The organism is Synechococcus sp. PCC 6312, from assembly GCF_000316685.1.
Lineage (GTDB): Bacteria > Cyanobacteriota > Cyanobacteriia > Thermosynechococcales > Thermosynechococcaceae > Pseudocalidococcus.
This window is the reverse complement of the sequence record NC_019680.1, coordinates 1,505,563-1,524,540: the sequence shown is the minus strand read 5'-3', so window position 1 is coordinate 1,524,540 and position 18,978 is coordinate 1,505,563. Positions and strand designations below refer to the sequence as shown.

Below are 18,978 nucleotides of genomic sequence, written 5' to 3'. Positions count from 1 at the left end.
ACAGAATGACCCATTCCTGCCCCGTACCTCTCTCCGTTGCCGAATGCTTTACTGCTGCCCACCAGGCCCAGCCGCTGATTGCCACTTGTTCGGCCGCTGTGCGTGATCAGGTTTTGCACCTGCTTGGGCAACAATTACGGGAGAATGCCTCAGCCATTTTAGAAGCCAATACCCTGGACCTAGAATCCAGCCGCGATTTAGCAACGTCCCCAACCATTTTGGCCTGGTTACGGCTGACCCACGAACGCTTAAAGATGGGTGGGGCCTGGTTAGAGCGACTGTTATCGGCCCCGGATCCACTCGCAGTTTCTCACGGCATGGCTGGGCATATGTTTCCCATTCCTATTGGTCTAGTTGGCCTGGTCTATGAAGGGTTTCCCTTAATGCCATTGCTAACAGCCAGTCTGTGTCTTAAAACTGGTAATGCCTTAATTGTGCGCCCCTCACCAGAAACGAGCTACACCAACCAGGCCTTGCTGGATCTAATCCATACAGCCTTGGCCAAAGCCAACCTCCCGATCACCACCATCCAATCCCTGGCCCCTGAAGTCCCGCTGAAGGAGATTACGGCAGCTCCATCTGGTCTGAATTTGCTAATCCCCTATGGCCGTCCCAGTTTTGTCTGGCAAGTTCAGCAGCAAACTAGTGGCCAAACCCTTCCCATTGCGATTGGAAATAACTATCTATTTTGGGGGGCATCTGGCCAGCCGGAACTAGTCTTAGAAATGATTTACCGGAGTCACCAGGCCGAGCCGGATGCAGTGGTCGCCATCGAAAAAGTTCTAGTCCCGCCGGAGTTAAATCGCTCCCTCCTGGCCTGGCTCTGGGATAGTTTGGGGCAACAAGGCTTTGAGATACGGTTAGGAACGGCATTAAAAGCCGAATTTGGGCAATTCAAGATAGTGGATGCAGAGGAATGGCAAGGGGCTTATCTCAAGAAAATTGTCGCCTTTGAAGCCGTACCCAATTTGGAAGCCGGAATTACTTGGATCAATCAGTATGGTCGCGGCCCAGTTTGTGCCGTTGCCAGTGAATCTTACCGAGAATGTTTAACCCTCAGCCAACGGGTACGCTCACCCCAAATTTGGTTGAATCGGCCCCCAGAGTTTTCTCGTTTAGAAACATTATCCCTAGGGATTTCTGCCCAAGCGGGACTGTATCGGGGCCTGGTCGGCCTGGGGCAATTGGTTAGCCATCAACGGTTATTTTTTGCTTAACTATCCCGATAATCAGTTAGGATTTGGGGCGGAACTGAGGAGTTAACCCTATGGACTTAAAATCGTTAATCCGTGATGTGCCTGATTTTCCTAAGCCTGGAATTTTATTTCGGGATATCACCACCCTCCTGCAAAATGAAGCCGGCCTGCGCTATGTGATTGACCAACTCCATGATCACCATGCTGATGCGGGAATTGACTACATTGCTGGGATTGAGTCGCGGGGGTTTATCTTCGGCGCGCCCTTGGCCTATTGCTTAGGAGCCGGATTTGTCCCAATTCGTAAACCCGGTAAGCTTTGCCAGGCCGTGTATAGTGTCGAATACAGCTTGGAGTATGGCACTGATAAACTCGAAATTCACCAGGATGCTGTTCAACCGGGGAGTCGGGTTCTGATTGTGGATGATTTGATGGCCACCGGAGGAACCGCCGCGGCGGCCGCCCAACTGGTTGACCAGGCCCAGGGGGAACTTGCTGGCTTTGCCTTTATTGTCGAGTTAGAAGATTTAGGCGGGCGGAAATTACTCCCCGATGTGCCGATTAAAACCCTAGTAACTTACTAAAGTAGCTCGTCCAAAATCACATCCCCTTGCCTGTCTCTCCCTGGGTCTGGATCTATTTCTATGAACATAATTAGGATTTTGATGGATCGTAATTAGGGTTTTCAGGAGGGACAGGTTATGATGCAGGCAATAAGTATTTTTACTTCAGGCTCTTAATTTTCGGTTTTTTTAAATGAACATTCTTCTAATTTATCCCCAGTTCCCCCAGAGCTTCTGGTCCTTTGAAAAAACCTTAGAACTTGTCAATCTCAAGGCTCAATTGCCCCCCTTAGGGATGATTACGGTTGCGGCGTTACTGCCCCAGGCCTGGAACTTTAAGCTGGTGGATCGCAATGTCCGAGATGTCACAAGGGAAGAATGGGCCTGGGCCGATGTGGTGATTCTATCGGCGATGATTGTGCAAAAAGCTGATTTCGCCGCTCAGATTCAAGCTGCAAAGGCCCAGGGAAAATTAGTTGCGGTGGGTGGCCCCTATGCAACCGCCTTGCCTGAAGAAAGCCTAGCTGCGGGTGCGGATTTCCTCATTTTGGATGAAGGGGAAATTACCCTACCCCTGTTTGTTGAAGCCTTAGAAAATGGGCAAACTCAAGGGATTTTTCGAGCCAATGGCGAACGCCCGGATGTCACCAGCACACCCATCCCTCGGTTTGATTTACTGGATTTATCGGCCTATGCGGAGATGTCTGTCCAGTTTTCCCGCGGTTGCCCCTTCCAATGTGAATTTTGCGACATTATTGTTCTTTACGGCCGTAAGCCCCGCACCAAAACCCCAGAGCAACTCCTGGCTGAATTGCAATCTCTTTACGACTTAGGGTGGCGGAAAAGTATTTTTGTTGTGGATGACAACTTTATTGGCAACAAGCGCAACGTCAAGCTGCTCCTCAAAGCTCTCAAACCTTGGCTAGCCGAGCACAGATATCCATTTTCCTTTGGCACAGAAGCCTCTGTAGATTTGGCTCAAGATCCTGAATTGATGCAACTGATGGTGGAGGCTAATTTTGGCACGGTGTTTTTAGGGATTGAAACCCCCGATAGTGATAGTTTGGCCTTAACAAAAAAATTCCAAAATAATCGGGATCCTCTGGTGGAATCTGTGTTGTCCATTAGCCAGGCCGGGTTGCGGGTGATGGCTGGATTTATTATTGGCTTTGATGGTGAAAAATCTGGGGCCGGGCAACGGGTGGTCAAATTTGTCGAGGAAACAACCATTCCCACTGCCATGTTTAGTATGCTCCAGGCCCTCCCTGACACTGCGCTCTGGCATCGCCTTAACCGAGAAGGTCGTTTACGCGCCGCCGGGGAGGGGACGGGCAACCAAGTCACATTGATGAATTTCACCCCAACTCGCCCCATCGAAGAAATTGCCCAAGAGTACATTGATGGCTTTTGGCAACTGTATGAACCCCTTACTTTTTTGAACCGCACCTATCGCCACTTTTTAATCTTAGGAGCAGCCCGGAAGCGAAACTATGCCAAGCGGCCCCAGGCCCGAGAAAAATTGGCGATTGATTGGGTAGCCATTCGGGCATTGCTTATCCTGATTTGGCGACAAGGAATTCTCCGCTCCACCCGTTGGCAGTTTTGGTTAAATTTGGTCAGCTTGGCCTGGCAGTATCCCATGGTAGTCGTCAGTTATTTATCAGTTTGCGCCCAGGCCGAACACTTTATTGACTATCGCCAGCGGGTACGGGGAGAAATTGAAGCCCAACTTGCGGCATACCTGGCCCAACAACCCCAATCCCTCGCGACTCCTGTTGCGGCTCAATCTGCTGCCTAGGATTAGACTGAGACTTCTAAGTCGTGAAAGGTATTAGGAAGATGATCTGGTCGTCATGCTTGGCCTGGGTGGCGATCATCGTCTTACCCAGCTGGCTTGAAAACAACACCAGTTCAGCATTTTCTCGGTTGATTGTGTTAGCTTCTGAAGATTTAATTCAACTCCAAAACAAAAAGACGGAAGTGAATACCTCCGCCTTCAAGTTGATTAACTCATTTGGGATAGTTGAGTTTTAACGTTAACTAAAAGTCCCAATTGGGGTCTTAGTAGTCAAAGTCTCCACCCATGCCCGCACCGGCCCCAGCAGGAGCAGCGTCTTTGGGTTCGGGTTTATCGACAATGATACACTCGGTAGTCAAGACCATACCGGCAATAGAAGCCGCATTTTGCAAGGCAGACCGGGTGACTTTGGCGGGGTCAACAATCCCAGCAACAAACATATCGACAAACTCATTGATGGCCGCATCGTAGCCAACATTGAAGTCCTTCTCTTTCACCCGCTCAGAGATGATCGCTCCATTTTGACCGGCGTTTTCGGCAATCCGGCGCAGAGGAGCAGTTAAGGCCCGCTCGACAATGCCAGCCCCAATCAATTCCTCGGCCTGGAGGTTTGCCGCGGCCCAAGTCCCCAACTCTGGGCCCAAGTGAGCCAAGGTTGTCCCACCACCAGGAACAATCCCTTCTTCCACCGCAGCTTTGGTGGCGTTGATGGCATCTTCCAAGCGGAGTTTGCGATCCTTCATTTCGGTTTCGGTAGCAGCCCCGACTTTAATCACGGCCACACCACCAGCGAGTTTAGCCAAGCGCTCTTGGAGCTTCTCTTTGTCGTAGGAAGATTCAGTTTCTTCCATTTGACGGCGGATTTGCTCACAGCGGGCTTTGACTTGCTTCTCATTGCCTTCAGCGACCAACGTGGTATTGTCTTTGGTGATTGTGATCCGGCGGGCTTTACCCAACATTTCCAATTTGGCAGCGTCGAGTTTCAAGCCAGCATCTTCGGTAATTACTTGCCCACCAGTGAGGACAGCAATATCTTCCAGCATGGCTTTGCGGCGATCCCCAAACCCAGGAGCCTTGACAGCGGCCACATTCAGAACACCCCGTAAGCGGTTGACCACCAAGGTAGCCAGGGCTTCTTTTTCGATATCTTCAGCAATGATCACCAAGGGCCGACCAGCGCGGGCAACTTGCTCCAGAATCGGCACCAAGTCTTGGACGAGGGTGATTTTCTTGTCGGTGATCAAGATAAACGGCTCATCTAAAACTGCTTCCATCCGCTCGGTGTCGGTGGCGAAGTAGGGCGAGATGTAGCCTTTGTCAAAGCGCATCCCCTCGGTGACTTCCAATTCAGTCGTCATAGATTTGCCTTCTTCCAGGGAGATAACCCCTTCTTTGCCGACTTTATCCATGGCCGAGGCGATCATTTGACCGACTTCTTCGTCATTACCAGCCGAGATAGCAGCAACTTGGGCAATAGACTTAGAATCTTCCACTTGCCGGGCGTGGGCCGCAATCTTATCCACCAGGAATTGGGTGGCTTTATCAATCCCGCGTTTTAAGGAGATGGGATTAGCACCGGCCGCAACGTTCCGCAGGCCTTCTTTGACCATGGCATGGGCCAAAACGGTAGCCGTGGTGGTACCATCTCCAGCAGCATCATTGGTTTTGGAGGCAGCTTGCCGAATTAAAGCCACACCTGTGTTTTCGATGTGATCTTCGAGTTCAATTTCTTTGGCAATGGTGACACCGTCATTGACGATTTGGGGAGCACCAAATTTTTTCTCAAGGACGACATTCCGACCTTTGGGGCCGAGGGTAACGGCCACTGATTCGGCCAAAATATCCATCCCTTTTTCGAGGGCGCGCCGGGCGTTTTCGTTATAAATGATCCGCTTAGCCATAGGTTTAATCCTGTTTTAACAATTCAACAATGGTTTGATTGAGGCAAAAAGATGTGCAATCAGATGTGTGAGGTGCTCAGGGGAGCAAACTTAGGCCACAACTGCCAGGATGTCTTTTTCGGACAAGAGAATATATTCTTCACCCGCCAACTTAACTTCAGTGCCGGCGTATTTGGAGTAAAGAACTTTATCGCCAACTTTGACATCGAGTTCTTGGCGAGTACCGTCATCACTGCGCTTCCCAGGCCCCACGGCGGTGACTTCTCCCACTTGAGGTTTTTCTTGGGCATTATCGGGTAAAAGAATCCCACCCGCGGTTTTGGCTTCGGCTTCGCTGACCTTGATAAAAATCCGGTCACCGAGGGGTTTTACCGTTGAAACACTCAAAGATACTGCTGCCATACGGACTATGTCTCCCAACAATTAGAGTTGATTGAGTAAAAGGAGGGTGATGAACAAGTTCAGGAAACTGATGCACATCAGTGGCCCCAAACTCGTTAGGATGGAAAGATTAACTGCCAAGTCCCAAAGCTTCATTAAGAGCATCCGTCGAGATTTAGCACTCTCCACCTCTGACTGCTAACTTACCGAGAAACCCCTATCCATAGCAATCACATCTTGAGTACGGCTTCCCGAACTAGGGTCTTGATGGGTGAATTTATTTAGACAAGGGCTTGATACAAGGTCAAGTTCTCGGAAGTTGTACCCAGGGGACTTGAGGACAGATGTCTTTAAGGAATGAGACTTCGATATACTGCAATCATTCACCTGGGCCATGCTTTGTGTCGGTCAATCGCCTGAGGACAACACTGACTACCATGTTTGAAAGCCACACTGGGGTTAGAGACTTAAGTTCATCAGAGTTAGCATTTCGGAGTATTTTCGAGAATGCTGCCGAAGGGATTTTCCAGACGGATTTGGCTGGACGCTATATTCGAGCTAACTATTCGTTGGCAAAAATTTATGGTTATGATTCTCCAGAGGCTTTAATTCAAGATCAGCCTAATGCCAAGGCCGGTTTGTATGTGGAACCCCAGCGGCGGCAAGAGTTTATTACCTTGATGGCCCAGCGGGATACCCTGACTGATTTTGAATCGGCGATTTATCGGCGGGATAGGAGCATTATTTGGATTTCCGAAACCTGTCGGGTGGTGCGTGATCAGCAGGGACAAGTCCAATATTATGAAGGTTTTGTTCGAGATATTACTCAGCAACGGTTGGCCATGGATCAACTGAAGTCCACGGAAGCCCGTCTCCAACAACGAAATCAAGAACTTGCTGAAGCCTTAAGCCAACTCCAAAACACGCAGCGAGAACTTGTTCATTCCGAGAAGATGGCGGCTTTGGGGCAGTTAGTAGCGGGGGTAGCCCATGAAATTAATACGCCCTTGGGGGCCATTCGATCATCCATTGAGACCATTGATTTATTTGCTCAGCGCACTCTCCCAACTCTGCCAGATGTATTGCGGAACCTCTCCCCCGAATTGTTTGCGGCCTTTACATCCCTAAGACAGTCTTGCCTCCAGGATACATTGCAACTCTCCAGCCGCGAGCGACGACAACATAAACGGCGCATTGTTCCGATTTTAGAGGAGTTGGCGGTTGAAAACCCTGATGGTTGGGCTGATACCCTGATTGATATTGGAGTTTTGGGAGACTTAGCCCCGTTTTTGCCCTTACTCCAGGCCCCAACGGGGTTAGAGGTTATCGAATTAGCCCATCAATTAGCCCTATTAGAACGCAGCACCCACACGATTACCACCGCCATTGAACGGGCCGCCAAAGTCGTCTTTGCCCTAAAAACCTATGCCCGTTTTGATCAATCCGGTCAAAAAGTGGTGGCGCAGGTGACGGATGGGATTGAAACCGTCTTAACCCTCTATCACAACAAACTGAAGCATGGAGTCGAGGTAATGCGGGAGTATGAGCCAGTTCCCTTAATTCCCTGTTATCCCGATGAACTCACCCAGGTGTGGACAAATTTAATCCACAATGCGCTCCAGGCCATGGACGAACGGGGCCGCCTCGAAATCCAGGTTAAAAACCAACTCCAGGCCATTGAAATTCAAATTACCGATAGTGGGCCGGGAATTCCCGATGAAGTCATGCCCCGGATTTTTGAACCCTTTTTTACGACCAAACCCATTGGTGAGGGCAATGGCTTAGGCTTAGATATTGTCCGCAAAATTATTGACAAGCACCAGGGAACAATTGCGGTTAACTCCCGGCCTGGGGAAACAACCTTTACGATTACCCTACCTGTTCAGGAGTCTGTCGGCCATGCCTAAGCCGGTAATTTTATGTGTGGATGATGAACGGGTGATTTTGGAAAGTTTACGCACCCAACTAAAAAACGCATTTGGAGACAAATATCTCTACGAAACTGCCGAGAGTGCCGATGAAGCAATGGAACTGATTGATGAACTCCAAGATGAAAATTCTGACGTGATTGTGATTGTCTCCGATTGGCTGATGCCGCGAGTGCGGGGGGATGAATTTTTGATCCAAGTCCATCAAAAATTTCCCAAGGTTGTCAAAGTGATGTTAACCGGCCAGGCTGATGAAGCGGCGGTTCAACGGGCCCTCGAGCAAGCTAATCTCCATCGCTGTCTAAGTAAACCGTGGCATAGTGAAGAATTGGTAGAAACAATTATTTCGGGCCTGGGGCCACAGCCGTTTTAAGGGCGGTAGTTTCGGTAAATCTGCGGTAGTCGTTTGATAGATTAGCCCCTAAGATATTGGATAGACTGAGCCTTTAGTTTTTTGTCCCATTGGAACTTACCCTTGTCTGGCCCACCCCCCCACACCCCAAAACCAGTTGTCATCTGTATTGATGATGAGCCAGCGGTTTTAGAGAGTTTGCGGATTGAACTCCGGCGAGCGTTGGGGGATGAGTGTGTGATTGAAACGGCTGAGGGGGCTGAAGACGCGTTATCCCTGATGGAAGAACTACGTCAGGATGACTGTGAGATTGCCCTTGTCCTTTCGGACTACATCATGCCGGATCTAAAGGGGGATGAGTTACTGGGCCGCATTCATCAGATGTCGCCGAACACCTTAAAAATTATGCTGACCGGGCAGGCAAACTTAGAAGCGGTGAGTAATGCCCTCAAGTTATCTAAGCTTTATCGCTATATTTCTAAACCTTGGAATCCTGAAGACTTAAAGTTAACTGTCTTAGATGCTGTCCATAGTTACTTGCAAGATCGCAAAATTGATGAACAGAACTACCGCTTGATGCAGTTGAATCAGGAACTAGCCCAAGCCAACCAAGAACTTAAACGGCTTGTTGAAGAACAGTCGGAAATTATTGCGGCTCGGACGGCGGAATTGGAACGGGCTAATCAGGAACTTATGCGCTTGTCAATTACTGATAGTTTGACGGATTTAGCCAACCGCCGCCATTTTGATGCCGTCCTCAGTCAAGAATGGTTAAGTGCAATTCGGGAAAAAACGTCCTTGGCCATGATTTTGGCTGATGTGGACTTTTTCAAGCTCTACAACGATCAGTATGGGCATCATGCTGGAGATATCTGTTTGCAACGGGTCGCGCGGGTTATTCAACAGGCGGTGCATCGCCCCCGAGACTTGGTAGCTCGCTATGGTGGGGAAGAGTTTGTGATTGTTCTCCCCAACACCGATATTCAAGGGGCGGCGTTAATTGCTGAGCATATTCGTCAGATCATCTACACCGAGCAAATTCCCCACCAAGCCTCCTTAGTTAAACCCTATCTCACCCTCAGTTTTGGGATTGCTGCTCTACTACCGGCTCCCCAAGAATCTCCCCTTGTCCTGTTTAACGCAGCTGATCAGTCTCTCTATCAAGCTAAACATCAAGGGCGAAATCAGATAGTAACAGCGCAACAGTTTAAGACTCCTTTGGCTTCCTAGGAGATGTAAGAAATTAACACGAACACCCTCAGGATTACTGATACCCACCATTGAGCTTAATGAAGACTGGACTGACGTGCCAAATATCCTGGCAATAGTCTTGAATGGAGCGATCTGAGGAAAATTTACCCATCCGGGCCGTATTCAAAATGGACATGGCTAACCACTGTTCACGGTTTTGATAGGTCTGACTGACTTGCTGTTGGCAATCCATATAACTCTGATAGTCTGCCATTAGATAATATTTATCTTGATTCCAGAGGCCGTTCAAAAGGGGTTGAAACAGACTAGTATCTCCGTGGGAAAAGTGACCACTGGCAATTAAGTCTAAAACACCCTTGAGTTGGGGATTATTGTGAATATAGTCCCAAGGCTGATAGCCCTTTGCCCCCAACGCCTGGACTTCTGGAGTGGTTAAGCCAAAGAGAAAAAAGTTTTCGGCCCCCACCTCCTCCCGGATTTCCACATTTGCCCCGTCTAGTGTCCCAATGGTTAAGGCCCCGTTCATGGAGAATTTCATATTCCCTGTTCCTGATGCCTCCAGGCCTGCCGTGGAAATTTGCTCGGATAAATCTGCGGCTGGGTACACCCGTTGTCCAAAGGTGACGTTATAGTCAGGCAAAAAGACAACCTTTAATCGTCCAGCCACATCCGGATCCCGATTAACCACATCCCCCACCGCCGTAATTAACTTAATCATCAACTTGGCCGTGAAATAGCCGGGTGCAGCTTTGCCACCAAAAATGAAGGTTCGGGGCGTGATATCTAGATGGGGATTATCTTTGATTTGCTGATAAAGGGTAATGATATGCAGAACATTTAAGTGTTGCCGCTTGTACTCATGGATGCGCTTGACTTGAATATCAAAGAGAGAGTTGGGATCAACAATAATCCCCGTTTTGGTCTGGATATGTTCGGCAAGAGCTACTTTGTTGTCATGTTTGGTCTTACCCCAGCAGGAGCGAAAATGATGATCATTGGCGAGAGGTTCTAGTTGCCGCAGTTGATCCAAATCCTTAATCCAGCCATCCCCAATCTGCTCCGAAATCAACCCAGTCAGGCCTGGATTACTGAGGACAACCCACCGCCGCGGCGTTACCCCATTGGTTTTATTACTGAAGCGTTCAGGATAGAGTTTGTAAAAGTCATGTAAAACCGTGGCTTTCAGTAATTCTGTGTGCAGAGCGGCCACGCCATTAATTGCATAACTGCCCACACAGGCCAAATTCGCCATCCGCACATAGCGCTCACCAGACTCATCAATAATGGACAGCCGGGTTAGGGGTTCGCTTTGGCCGGGATAATGCAGACGGACTTGATCCAAGAAACGCTGATTAATCTCAAAAATAATTTCTAGATGTCGCGGTAATAAATACTGAAACAGAGCAATGGGCCATTTTTCCAAAGCTTCCGGTAGCAGGGTGTGATTGGTATAAGCAAAGGTGTGTTGGGTTACATTCCAAGCTGTATCCCAATCCAGATGATGATCATCCACTAACAGCCGCATCAACTCGGCGACAGAAATAGCTGGATGGGTATCGTTTAGCTGTACTGTAAATTTTTCATGGAACTTCGCTAAATCCTGATTGTGCTGGAGATAAATCCGAACCATATCCTGCAACGAACAGGAGGAGAAAAAGTATTGTTGAGAGAGCCGCAGTTCTTTCCCCTGCAGAGGTTCATCGTTAGGATAGAGGACTTTAGTAATATTTTCCGAGGTGATTTTATCCCGAACTGCCCCGTAGTAGTTGCCTGTGTTAAAGGCCTGGAAATCAAAGGACTCAACTGCTTCAGCCCGCCACAGCCGGAGCGTATTGGCCGTATTGACCCGGTAACCCAAGATGGGTGTATCGTAAGCAACCCCTTCCACCACATGATGGGGATCCCAAATCACCCGGTAATGACCCTCACTATCGGTATAGCTGCGGGTATGGCCGCCAAATTTCACCGGCATCCGCACTTCTGGGCGGGGGATTTCCCAAGGATTGCCATAGCGTAACCAGCGATCCGTAACCTCCACTTGCCAGCCATCTCGAATTTCTTGATCAAAAATGCCAAACTCATAGCGAATCCCATAGCCAAAACTGGGAATTTCGAGGCTGGCCATCGAATCCAAATAGCAAGCTGCTAGCCGTCCCAAGCCCCCATTCCCCAGGCCTGGTTCTTCTTCTTGGTTTAACAGTTCTTCAATATCTAGTCCCAATTCATTAACGGCCTCTTCCACCTCCTTGCTAATCCCCAAATTGATCAGGTTATTGCCTAAATGGGGGCCAAGTAGAAATTCTGCCGAGAAATAACAAACCGTGCGACTGCCCTGCTGTAAATAGGTTTCTGCCGTAGAAATCCAGCGTTGAAGCAGACGATCCCGTACCGTGTAGGACAAGGCCATGTAAAAGTCATTGCGGGAGGCCACAGTGGGAAAGCGGGCCTGGAGATAAAACAAGTTATCCATAATTGCCCGTTTGAGAGTTTCCAGGCTTGTGCCAGTCCGATCATCCTCAACGGCAACGATGGGGCAACCTTCAGGAATGAGTGAGGTCATACAACTACCAGCCTAAGTGAGATACAAGGGACTAAACCAGACTAAACCAGAGGAGAAGTAGCAATGAAACTAACTAATCATCACACCTACCTCTTTTTGGTTATACCCTAGAGAGGAAATCTGCATCTAAAACTTAAAGAAATCTTCCAATCACGGGGTTTTGTTAACCATTTCTTAGGATCATAATCATGAAATATATTTCCATAAGTTTATAATATCAAATTTGTCATAGTTAATATTAGATTCATATTCACTTTTTAAGGATTCTATCATGATCAAATCTCTGGTTTTATCTGAGTGATTTTCATACATGACCCTATAGCTAATCTTGCTAGGATGGAGTCTTTTAATCTTTCTCAATTTTCCACACGGTCTAGGTAGCCTAAGCTTGGGATCAGGGAAAACTAAGAAAATCAAGTCATAAAGAGTCTTTAATCAGTTAGGGTATGACACCTTTGCTATTTCTTAATCTTCTTAACTAACTTTCAATACTTGTACGCATAGAGCAAGTAGCAGTGCAATTGAGAATTGAAGGTGATTCCTATGTTTTGCGTTATCAATAAAAGCATCAAACTCTAGGGCTAGGTTTACAAGTGTAGAATTTACCGGACAGGCCTTTTCCCAACACCCAATTCAATTGTTTCAGCTAAGTTTCAAGTTCTTCCTAAACTTAACCTAATCCTAACCATATCTTGAACCAAAGATCAGTTGAAATCCTGTAGGGTCTGTAAGTGGCAATATTTCTCAAGGTTGGCTTTAACTATATTTAAGCTATTTTCCAGAGAAATCTAGAAAGAATCTAGCTTGATAGGGATTTAGATGCTTTCGCTGTCCAAAATTCTAAACTTATCCTTTGCAATGGGGAAATGGGATTTTCCTTAGTTTCCCTCGATTTTAGGCTCGGGTATTTATGAGGAGATGATTCAGGATATGGCAGACGTTTTAACGAAAATTGGCGGTTACGCTAGCAGCAATGGAGCCGAAATTGCCGCCTTTGATCCGGGTAGCGACCGTCTCTTTCTAGTGGCCGGTGATGTGGTAGAGATCCTTAACCTTACTAATCTCACTAGCCCAACTAAAGTTTCTGATCTGCCTCTAGACACCAGTACTCTGCCCAACGGATTTAACCTTGTTCCCAACAGTGTCGCGGTGGGTAAAGTGGGCACTATCAGCGCAGGAATTGTGGCGGTTGCCCTGGCAGTCCGGGATACCCTCAATAACCAACAGGCCGGAGAAGTACAGTTCTTCCGAGCTTCAGATGGGAGCTTCTTGGGCAAGGAGTCCGTAGGATATTTACCTGATATGGTGGCCTTCACCCCCGATGGTACTAGGGTATTAACCGCCAATGAAGGAGAACCGAACGAAACCTACACCAGCGATCCCGAAGGTTCCGTTAGCATTATTGACATTTCTGGTGGCATCGCAACAGCTACCGTACAAAATGCAACCTTCACGGCCTTTAATGCCCAACAGGCCAGCTTAGAAGCCGCCGGGGTTCGTATTTTTGGGCAGATTTTTAATGATGCAGGCCAAGTCGTCCGTGACTCCACCGTTGCCGAAGATGTGGAGCCAGAGTACATCACCTTTAATAAAGATGGCACCAAGGCCTGGGTAACCTTGCAGGAAAACAATGCCTTTGCTGTGGTGGACATTGCCACGGCAACCGTAGAGCAGATTCTTCCCCTGGGTTTTAAAGACCATAGCTTACCGGGCAATGGCCTTGATGCCAGTGATCGGGATGTGGATGGCAGTAGTGGGGCGGGGGGCAAAATCAATATTCAAAACTGGCCCGTGCTGGGAATGTATCAACCCGATGCAATCGCCTCCTATACCGTGGGCGGGCAAACCTTCTACGTCACCGCTAATGAAGGGGATGCCCGGATTCGACCAACGGATAATGAAGCAGCTCTGGACTTATTAGGCCTGGAAGAAGGGGACATTTTCAACGAAGAAACCAGTGTAGGCGATGTCACCCTCGATCCTACGGCTTTTCCCAACGCCGAGACCCTTCAGGAAAATATAAATCTGGGCCGCCTCACCATCACCAACACCCTAGGCGATACCGATGGGGATGGAGATTTTGACCAACTCTATTCCTATGGTGCCCGTTCCTTCTCCATCTGGGACAGCAATGGAAACCTGGTGTTTGATAGTGGCGATGACTTTGAACAAATTACGGCTGCTGCTTTCCCAGACTTCTTCAACGCTAGCAATAGCAACAACACCCTCGATAATCGCAGTGATAACAAAGGGCCGGAACCTGAAGGAGTCACAGTCGGAACGGTCGGTGGGCGTAACTATGCCTTCGTTGGCCTGGAGCGCATTGGGGGAGTCATGGTTTATGACGTAACCATTCCTACTGCCCCCACATTCATCCAGTACCTCAACGATCGAGACTTTACGGCAGACCCGGAAACTAATGCCACCGACTCAGGCCCGGAAGGGTTATTGTTCATTCCGGCTGCGGACAGTCCCAATGGTGAAAACCTGTTAGTAGTCACCAATGAAGTCAGCAAAACAGTGGCTGTCATGGAATTTACCCCTCCACCCTCTCCGTTTACCCTGCAACTGCTCCACGTCACGGATCAGGAAGCCACAACCCCCAACTCGAATATCACCAACCTGTCGGCAGTCCTCAATGCCTTAGAAAATCAAGATGCGGATGGGAATGGTGCGGCTGACTACAACAATACTCTGCGCCTCTCTTCCGGTGATGCCATTATTCCCGGACTCTTCTACGATGCTTCTGGCCCAGTCTTTGGCTCCCGCGGCATTGCAGATATTCAGATTCAGAATGAACTGGGTTTCCAAGCCATTGCTTTTGGCAACCACGAATTTGACTTTGGTACCGAAGCAATTGCGGGCCTGATTAATGGTTCGGCTCCGGGGAATCTTTTCGGGGCTGACTTCACTGGGACAAATTTCCCCTACCTTTCTACCAACCTAGATTTCTCTACTGACCCTAATCTTGCGCCTTTGGTCGTTCCAGGTGGGGAGGCTCCCCAGGCCAAGACAGTCACCTCCTCAGTGATCATTGATGTCAATGGGGAAAATATTGGGGTCATCGGGGCAACTACCCCCACCCTAGCTAGTATCTCTTCTCCGGGTGGTGTCAGCATTTCACCCAGTCCGTTTAACTCCACTCCCACAGATCAGCAAATTGCTGCTCTGGCCGCAGAAATTCAGCTTGAAGTGGATGCCCTGCTGGAAGCAAATCCCAGACTGAACAAGATTGTGCTCTTGTCCCACATGCAGCAGATCGAGATTGAATATCGTCTGGCTCAACTCCTAGAGAACGTAGACATCATTGTTGCAGGTGGGTCTAACACCCGTCTGTTTGATGAAAACGATCGCATCCGGCCTGGAGATAGCAACCAAGGTGAGTATCCTCGCTTCATTGCTAATGCAGGCGGCACTCAAACCGCTGTAGTCAACACCGACGGCAGCTATAAGTATGTGGGCCGTTTAGTAATTGACTTTGATGCTGCGGGTAACATCATCCCTGACAGCTATGATCCGACGGTTTCTGGTGCTTATGCTACGGATGCGGAAGGGGTAGCTGCGCTCAATGCTGCGGGCCTGGTTGACCCTGAAATTCAGGCGATTGTAGAAGCGATTGAAGCCCAGATCATCATCACCGAATCTAACATTCTGGGAATTGCGAATGTATTCCTCAACGGTAACCGCTCTGGTAATGGCACTAGTAGCGATCCTGATGGAGTTCGTACCCAGGAAACTAACTTAGGTAACTTGACCGCTGATGCTAACTTGGCAGAAGCAAAGAAAACTGACCCAACCGTTCTGGTTTCCCTCAAAAATGGTGGTGGGATTCGGGATTCTATCGGTGAGATTATTGTTCCGCCGGGTGGGACTGCGGCCGTGCGTGGGCCTAATCCAGAGCTAGTGGATAGCCAAGGCAATGTGATCAAACCAGAGGGGGGGATCAGCCAAACTGATGTGCAATCAGCCCTGGCCTTCAACAATGACCTCGTATTATTGACCCTGACCAAAGAAGAATTAGTTGCAATTTTGGAGCATGGTGTCGCTGCTCTGCCGAGTGCCAACGGTCGCTTTCCCCAAATTTCTGGTCTCAAGTTCTCCTTCGACCCCGATCAGGAGCAGGGGGAGCAGATTCAGAATGCGGGTATCTTTGACGAAGACGATAATCTGGTGGCCGAACTCGTGCGAGATGGGTTGCTGGTCGGCGATCCAAAAGAAACTTTCCGCATTGTCACCCTAGGCTTCTTGGCAAATTCTAACTTTGACAGCAACGGCAACTTTATCGGTGGTGGGGATGGCTATCCCTTCCCGAACTTGAACACTGACCCAACCAAGGGGGCTGTGGGCGATCCTGCTGTGATTGCACGGGTTAACTTGGTGGAACTAGATGCCGCGGGAACCAAGACAGGTAATGCCACCTTTGCGACCGATGGCACGGAACAAGATGCTCTAGCGGAGTACTTGCTGGCAAACTTTGCTACGGATGACACTGCATTCGATCAAGCGGATGTTGGCCCTGAGTTGGACAATCGCATTCAAAACATCGACTTCCGGGAAGATACAGTATTCGAGGGAACGGCGGAAATTGATTTGGAAAATAGCAATGGAGAGAAGGGAGTCATTGCTTTCACTAGTCCATTACTCCTGAGCTTCCAAACTATTACAACCAACACATCCTTTGTGAATGAGCTAGTGGTCTTCAAGGTTGAGGATAGTCAAGGTCGGGTTGCCAACAGTGATGGCAGTATTGTTGGTCCTGATGCTCAGGGGAACTATTTAGCAGCTATTCTCAATGCCAACACAACCAGGGTTGTCCTTTCATCCCTCAACAGTTCAGATGATTTGCCCAATGACTTCCTCGGTGCGTTTGGGAATTTGGAGGGTTTGAGCAGTGAACTCTTGCTTGACTCTGCCGCTAGACTCGGCTTTATGCTGGTGGTTGATGGCACTTTGGATGACGTGAGGGCAGGGAAGGATCGGGATGTTCTCCTCTCTACCCAAGACGAGGCGCAATTAACTGACCTGAGCAACAACGGATTTTCCTTGACATTTGGTGAAGGTGGTAGTAGCTCTAATGACCTGATCTTTAATGTCAGCACCTCTAACTTTGATAACACGATCAATCTGGCGAATGAAGCTGATCGAGTGGGTCGTAACGTGGCTATCAACGGTGCAACTATTGAGGCAATCGACTTAGTGAACTTGAACTTGGATGCCAATGGAGATGGCATAGCAGATGACCTAACTGGTCTAACAGCTAATGTTGGGCTAACGTTTTATCGAGAAGCTGCTTACGATAACCTGATTGGCTTTTATATTGCGGATGCTGTTACGGGTGCAGTTAATGGAGTTCTTCCCACAGGTGATCCTCTTGCTTATGCTCAGGCTGCTTTTGACAATGCCGTTGCTAGTTTCAATGCGCCTCTTAACGAGAGCAAGCTGGACATTAGTCTCCAAAATCTTGCCTTTGGCAACCTGATTTTGCCTTTTATCATTTCCAATGGCACAACACCTAACGCTGACTTCAGCAATATGTACCTCCCCTTCCTGAATCTTAATCAGGATCGAATAGACCATATTCGTCTGTTGGGAAGTGGCGTGTTTGGCTTTGAGGATTTGCCTGGTGGTGGTGATCAGGACTTTGATGACATCATTGCCCAAATTACAACGGTTACGATTAACCCCTAGGAAGCTTATACCCTAGTCCTGCTTTGGACAAGAGCGTATCAATACGGCGTTTCATGGTGGTGAGATTCCCAATGGCTAATCTACCCACGTCAGCAAAAAACGCCACCGCCGGGGTAAACAAAACTATCCGTGCGTCAACTGTGGTCGTCAATTTGTTTTTTCGTTCGTCCTGTTGCGATTCAAACAACTGCTGTCCCCATTTTGACCCGCCCTACAGACAGATGGGAACGGATTGGATTTCTAGTTTTGCATCTGTTTGCTTATTGTTCGGGCTTAGTGGCTGGGGAAGGAGGTGAATCGGAAAGTAGAACAAACTCAAGATTTTGTGAACGGATTTGGGCGGCGGGTTCATCATAGAAAAAGTTGAGGAGGACATAGCGGCCGCCTTGGGTGACAGGGGTGGCTTCGTGGAGGAGGGAACAGGAAAAAATCACAGCTTCCCCAACGCCAGGCCGATAGAGATGAGGCCCAAATTCAGGAAACCGCAGATACCCCCCTTCATAGTCACCCGTGTTGAGATTGAGGGTCATGGCAAAACGGCGGTGAGCGGTGCCTTTGGTGGTGTCATCTCGATGACGATTAAAAAATCCTTGGCTTTCCTCCTCATAACAGGCCACCAGGTATCGTTCAAAGCGGGTTATGTCAAACTGAAAGGCTTTGCGAATTTCCGGGCGCAGACGGCGGGCCATTAAGGCATTGAGGTGGGCCAGCAATTGCTCATCCGTAATCAGTAAATCTCGTCGCCGCTTAAAGCCATCATCCATAATTTCTACAGTTTTGCCATCCACTTGTCGCATAAATCCAGAGGGCCGACCGCCATCCGCTTCATAGAGGGCAATCAGTTTTTGGCAAAGGCTAGGTTCAAGGAGATGGGGAACAAATAAAACTGGGGCCTGGGGCGTGGCAATGGTTAAGGGCGGGTCTGGGGGGAGTTTCCGGGCAAGATCAACAATTTGGGCTGGAAAATTGGCTTGGCCTTGGATGGGAAAAATTCCGACAATTTGCAGCCGTTGATTCAGGATAAAAGCTTGAGGATGATATTGGTCTTGCCCTTTTTTATCGGTTTGAATCACCCCATATAGGCGGCTCACATCTCGCTCAAAATCCCAAAGAAATTTGCAATAGCTATTGGGATCAACCAGGGACTGAAGGGGCTGATCATGGGGGTCAATACTGATGGCAAAAAGAGGGATGCCCGCAGTGGCTAGTTCGGTTTGGAGAGCCAGAAACCCTTCTAAAACCCGTTTGACTGTTGGCACACTACAGTGACCTAAGAACAGCAAAATTGTCCGATGACCGCCCACTGTATCAATGTTGTATTGGGGATTAACGGAACTGGGTAAGGTAAACCAGGGGGCGGGTTCCCCCAGGAGAAGTCTGGCCATAGTCAACTGCTGCA

General features: G+C 48.7%; 12 protein-coding genes. 8 read left to right on the top strand and 4 right to left on the bottom strand.

The window, feature by feature from the left end; genetic code table 11:
* The first annotated feature begins 5 nt into the window (after positions 1-5).
* The 4 genes from SYN6312_RS07435 (at position 6) to SYN6312_RS19735 (ending at position 3,793) form a co-directional block, all read left to right on the top strand.
* Complete coding sequence (locus SYN6312_RS07435; protein ID WP_015124246.1) at positions 6-1,217, top strand: aldehyde dehydrogenase family protein; 1,212 nt, start codon at positions 6-8, stop codon at positions 1,215-1,217.
* 50 nt (positions 1,218-1,267) lie between these two features.
* Complete coding sequence (locus SYN6312_RS07430; RefSeq protein WP_015124245.1) at positions 1,268-1,780, top strand: adenine phosphoribosyltransferase; 513 nt, start codon at positions 1,268-1,270, stop codon at positions 1,778-1,780.
* A 172-nt stretch (positions 1,781-1,952) separates the two neighbouring features.
* Positions 1,953-3,557, top strand: coding sequence for a B12-binding domain-containing radical SAM protein (locus tag SYN6312_RS07425; RefSeq protein WP_015124244.1), 1,605 nt, complete (start codon positions 1,953-1,955; stop codon positions 3,555-3,557).
* A 41-nt stretch (positions 3,558-3,598) separates the two neighbouring features.
* On the top strand, positions 3,599-3,793 hold the full coding sequence (locus tag SYN6312_RS19735) for a hypothetical protein (RefSeq protein ID WP_015124243.1): 195 nt from the start codon (positions 3,599-3,601) through the stop codon (positions 3,791-3,793).
* Positions 3,794-3,820: 27 nt separating this feature from the next.
* Here SYN6312_RS19735 and groL read toward each other — a convergent pair whose 3' ends face one another.
* Positions 3,821-5,458 carry a chaperonin GroEL gene (groL, locus tag SYN6312_RS07420; RefSeq protein WP_015124242.1) on the bottom strand — a complete coding sequence of 546 codons (1,638 nt, stop codon included), beginning with the start codon at positions 5,456-5,458 and terminating at the stop codon, positions 3,821-3,823.
* A 90-nt stretch (positions 5,459-5,548) separates the two neighbouring features.
* A complete protein-coding gene (gene groES, locus SYN6312_RS07415) occupies positions 5,549-5,860 on the bottom strand; it encodes a co-chaperone GroES (protein ID WP_015124241.1) in 312 nt (103 codons plus the stop codon).
* A gap of 416 nt (positions 5,861-6,276) precedes the next feature.
* On the opposite strand from groES, the gene SYN6312_RS07410 reads away from it, so the two are divergent.
* The 3 genes from SYN6312_RS07410 (at position 6,277) to SYN6312_RS07400 (ending at position 9,349) form a co-directional block, all read left to right on the top strand.
* Positions 6,277-7,746, top strand: a complete 1,470-nt coding sequence (locus SYN6312_RS07410) for a sensor histidine kinase (RefSeq protein ID WP_015124240.1) — start codon at positions 6,277-6,279, stop codon at positions 7,744-7,746.
* Complete coding sequence (locus SYN6312_RS07405) at positions 7,739-8,140, top strand: response regulator (protein WP_015124239.1); 402 nt, start codon at positions 7,739-7,741, stop codon at positions 8,138-8,140. The genes SYN6312_RS07410 and SYN6312_RS07405 overlap by 8 nt, the downstream gene beginning before the upstream one ends.
* A 102-nt stretch (positions 8,141-8,242) precedes the next feature.
* Positions 8,243-9,349: a diguanylate cyclase domain-containing protein gene (locus tag SYN6312_RS07400; RefSeq protein WP_015124238.1), complete on the top strand. Its 1,107-nt coding sequence runs from the start codon at positions 8,243-8,245 to the stop codon at positions 9,347-9,349.
* A gap of 34 nt (positions 9,350-9,383) precedes the next feature.
* Here the strand turns inward: SYN6312_RS07400 and SYN6312_RS07395 are convergent, their stop codons facing one another.
* Positions 9,384-11,891, bottom strand: coding sequence for a glycogen/starch/alpha-glucan phosphorylase (locus SYN6312_RS07395; RefSeq protein WP_015124237.1), 2,508 nt, complete (start codon positions 11,889-11,891; stop codon positions 9,384-9,386).
* Between the two features lie 930 nt (positions 11,892-12,821).
* Between SYN6312_RS07395 and SYN6312_RS07390 the strand changes: the two genes are divergently transcribed.
* Positions 12,822-17,579: a choice-of-anchor I family protein gene (locus tag SYN6312_RS07390; RefSeq protein WP_015124236.1), complete on the top strand. Its 4,758-nt coding sequence runs from the start codon at positions 12,822-12,824 to the stop codon at positions 17,577-17,579.
* Positions 17,580-17,839: 260 nt separating this feature from the next.
* Here SYN6312_RS07390 and SYN6312_RS07380 read toward each other — a convergent pair whose 3' ends face one another.
* Positions 17,840-18,964 carry a 2OG-Fe(II) oxygenase gene (locus SYN6312_RS07380; RefSeq protein ID WP_015124235.1) on the bottom strand — a complete coding sequence of 375 codons (1,125 nt, stop codon included), beginning with the start codon at positions 18,962-18,964 and terminating at the stop codon, positions 17,840-17,842.
* Positions 18,965-18,978: the final 14 nt, after the last annotated feature.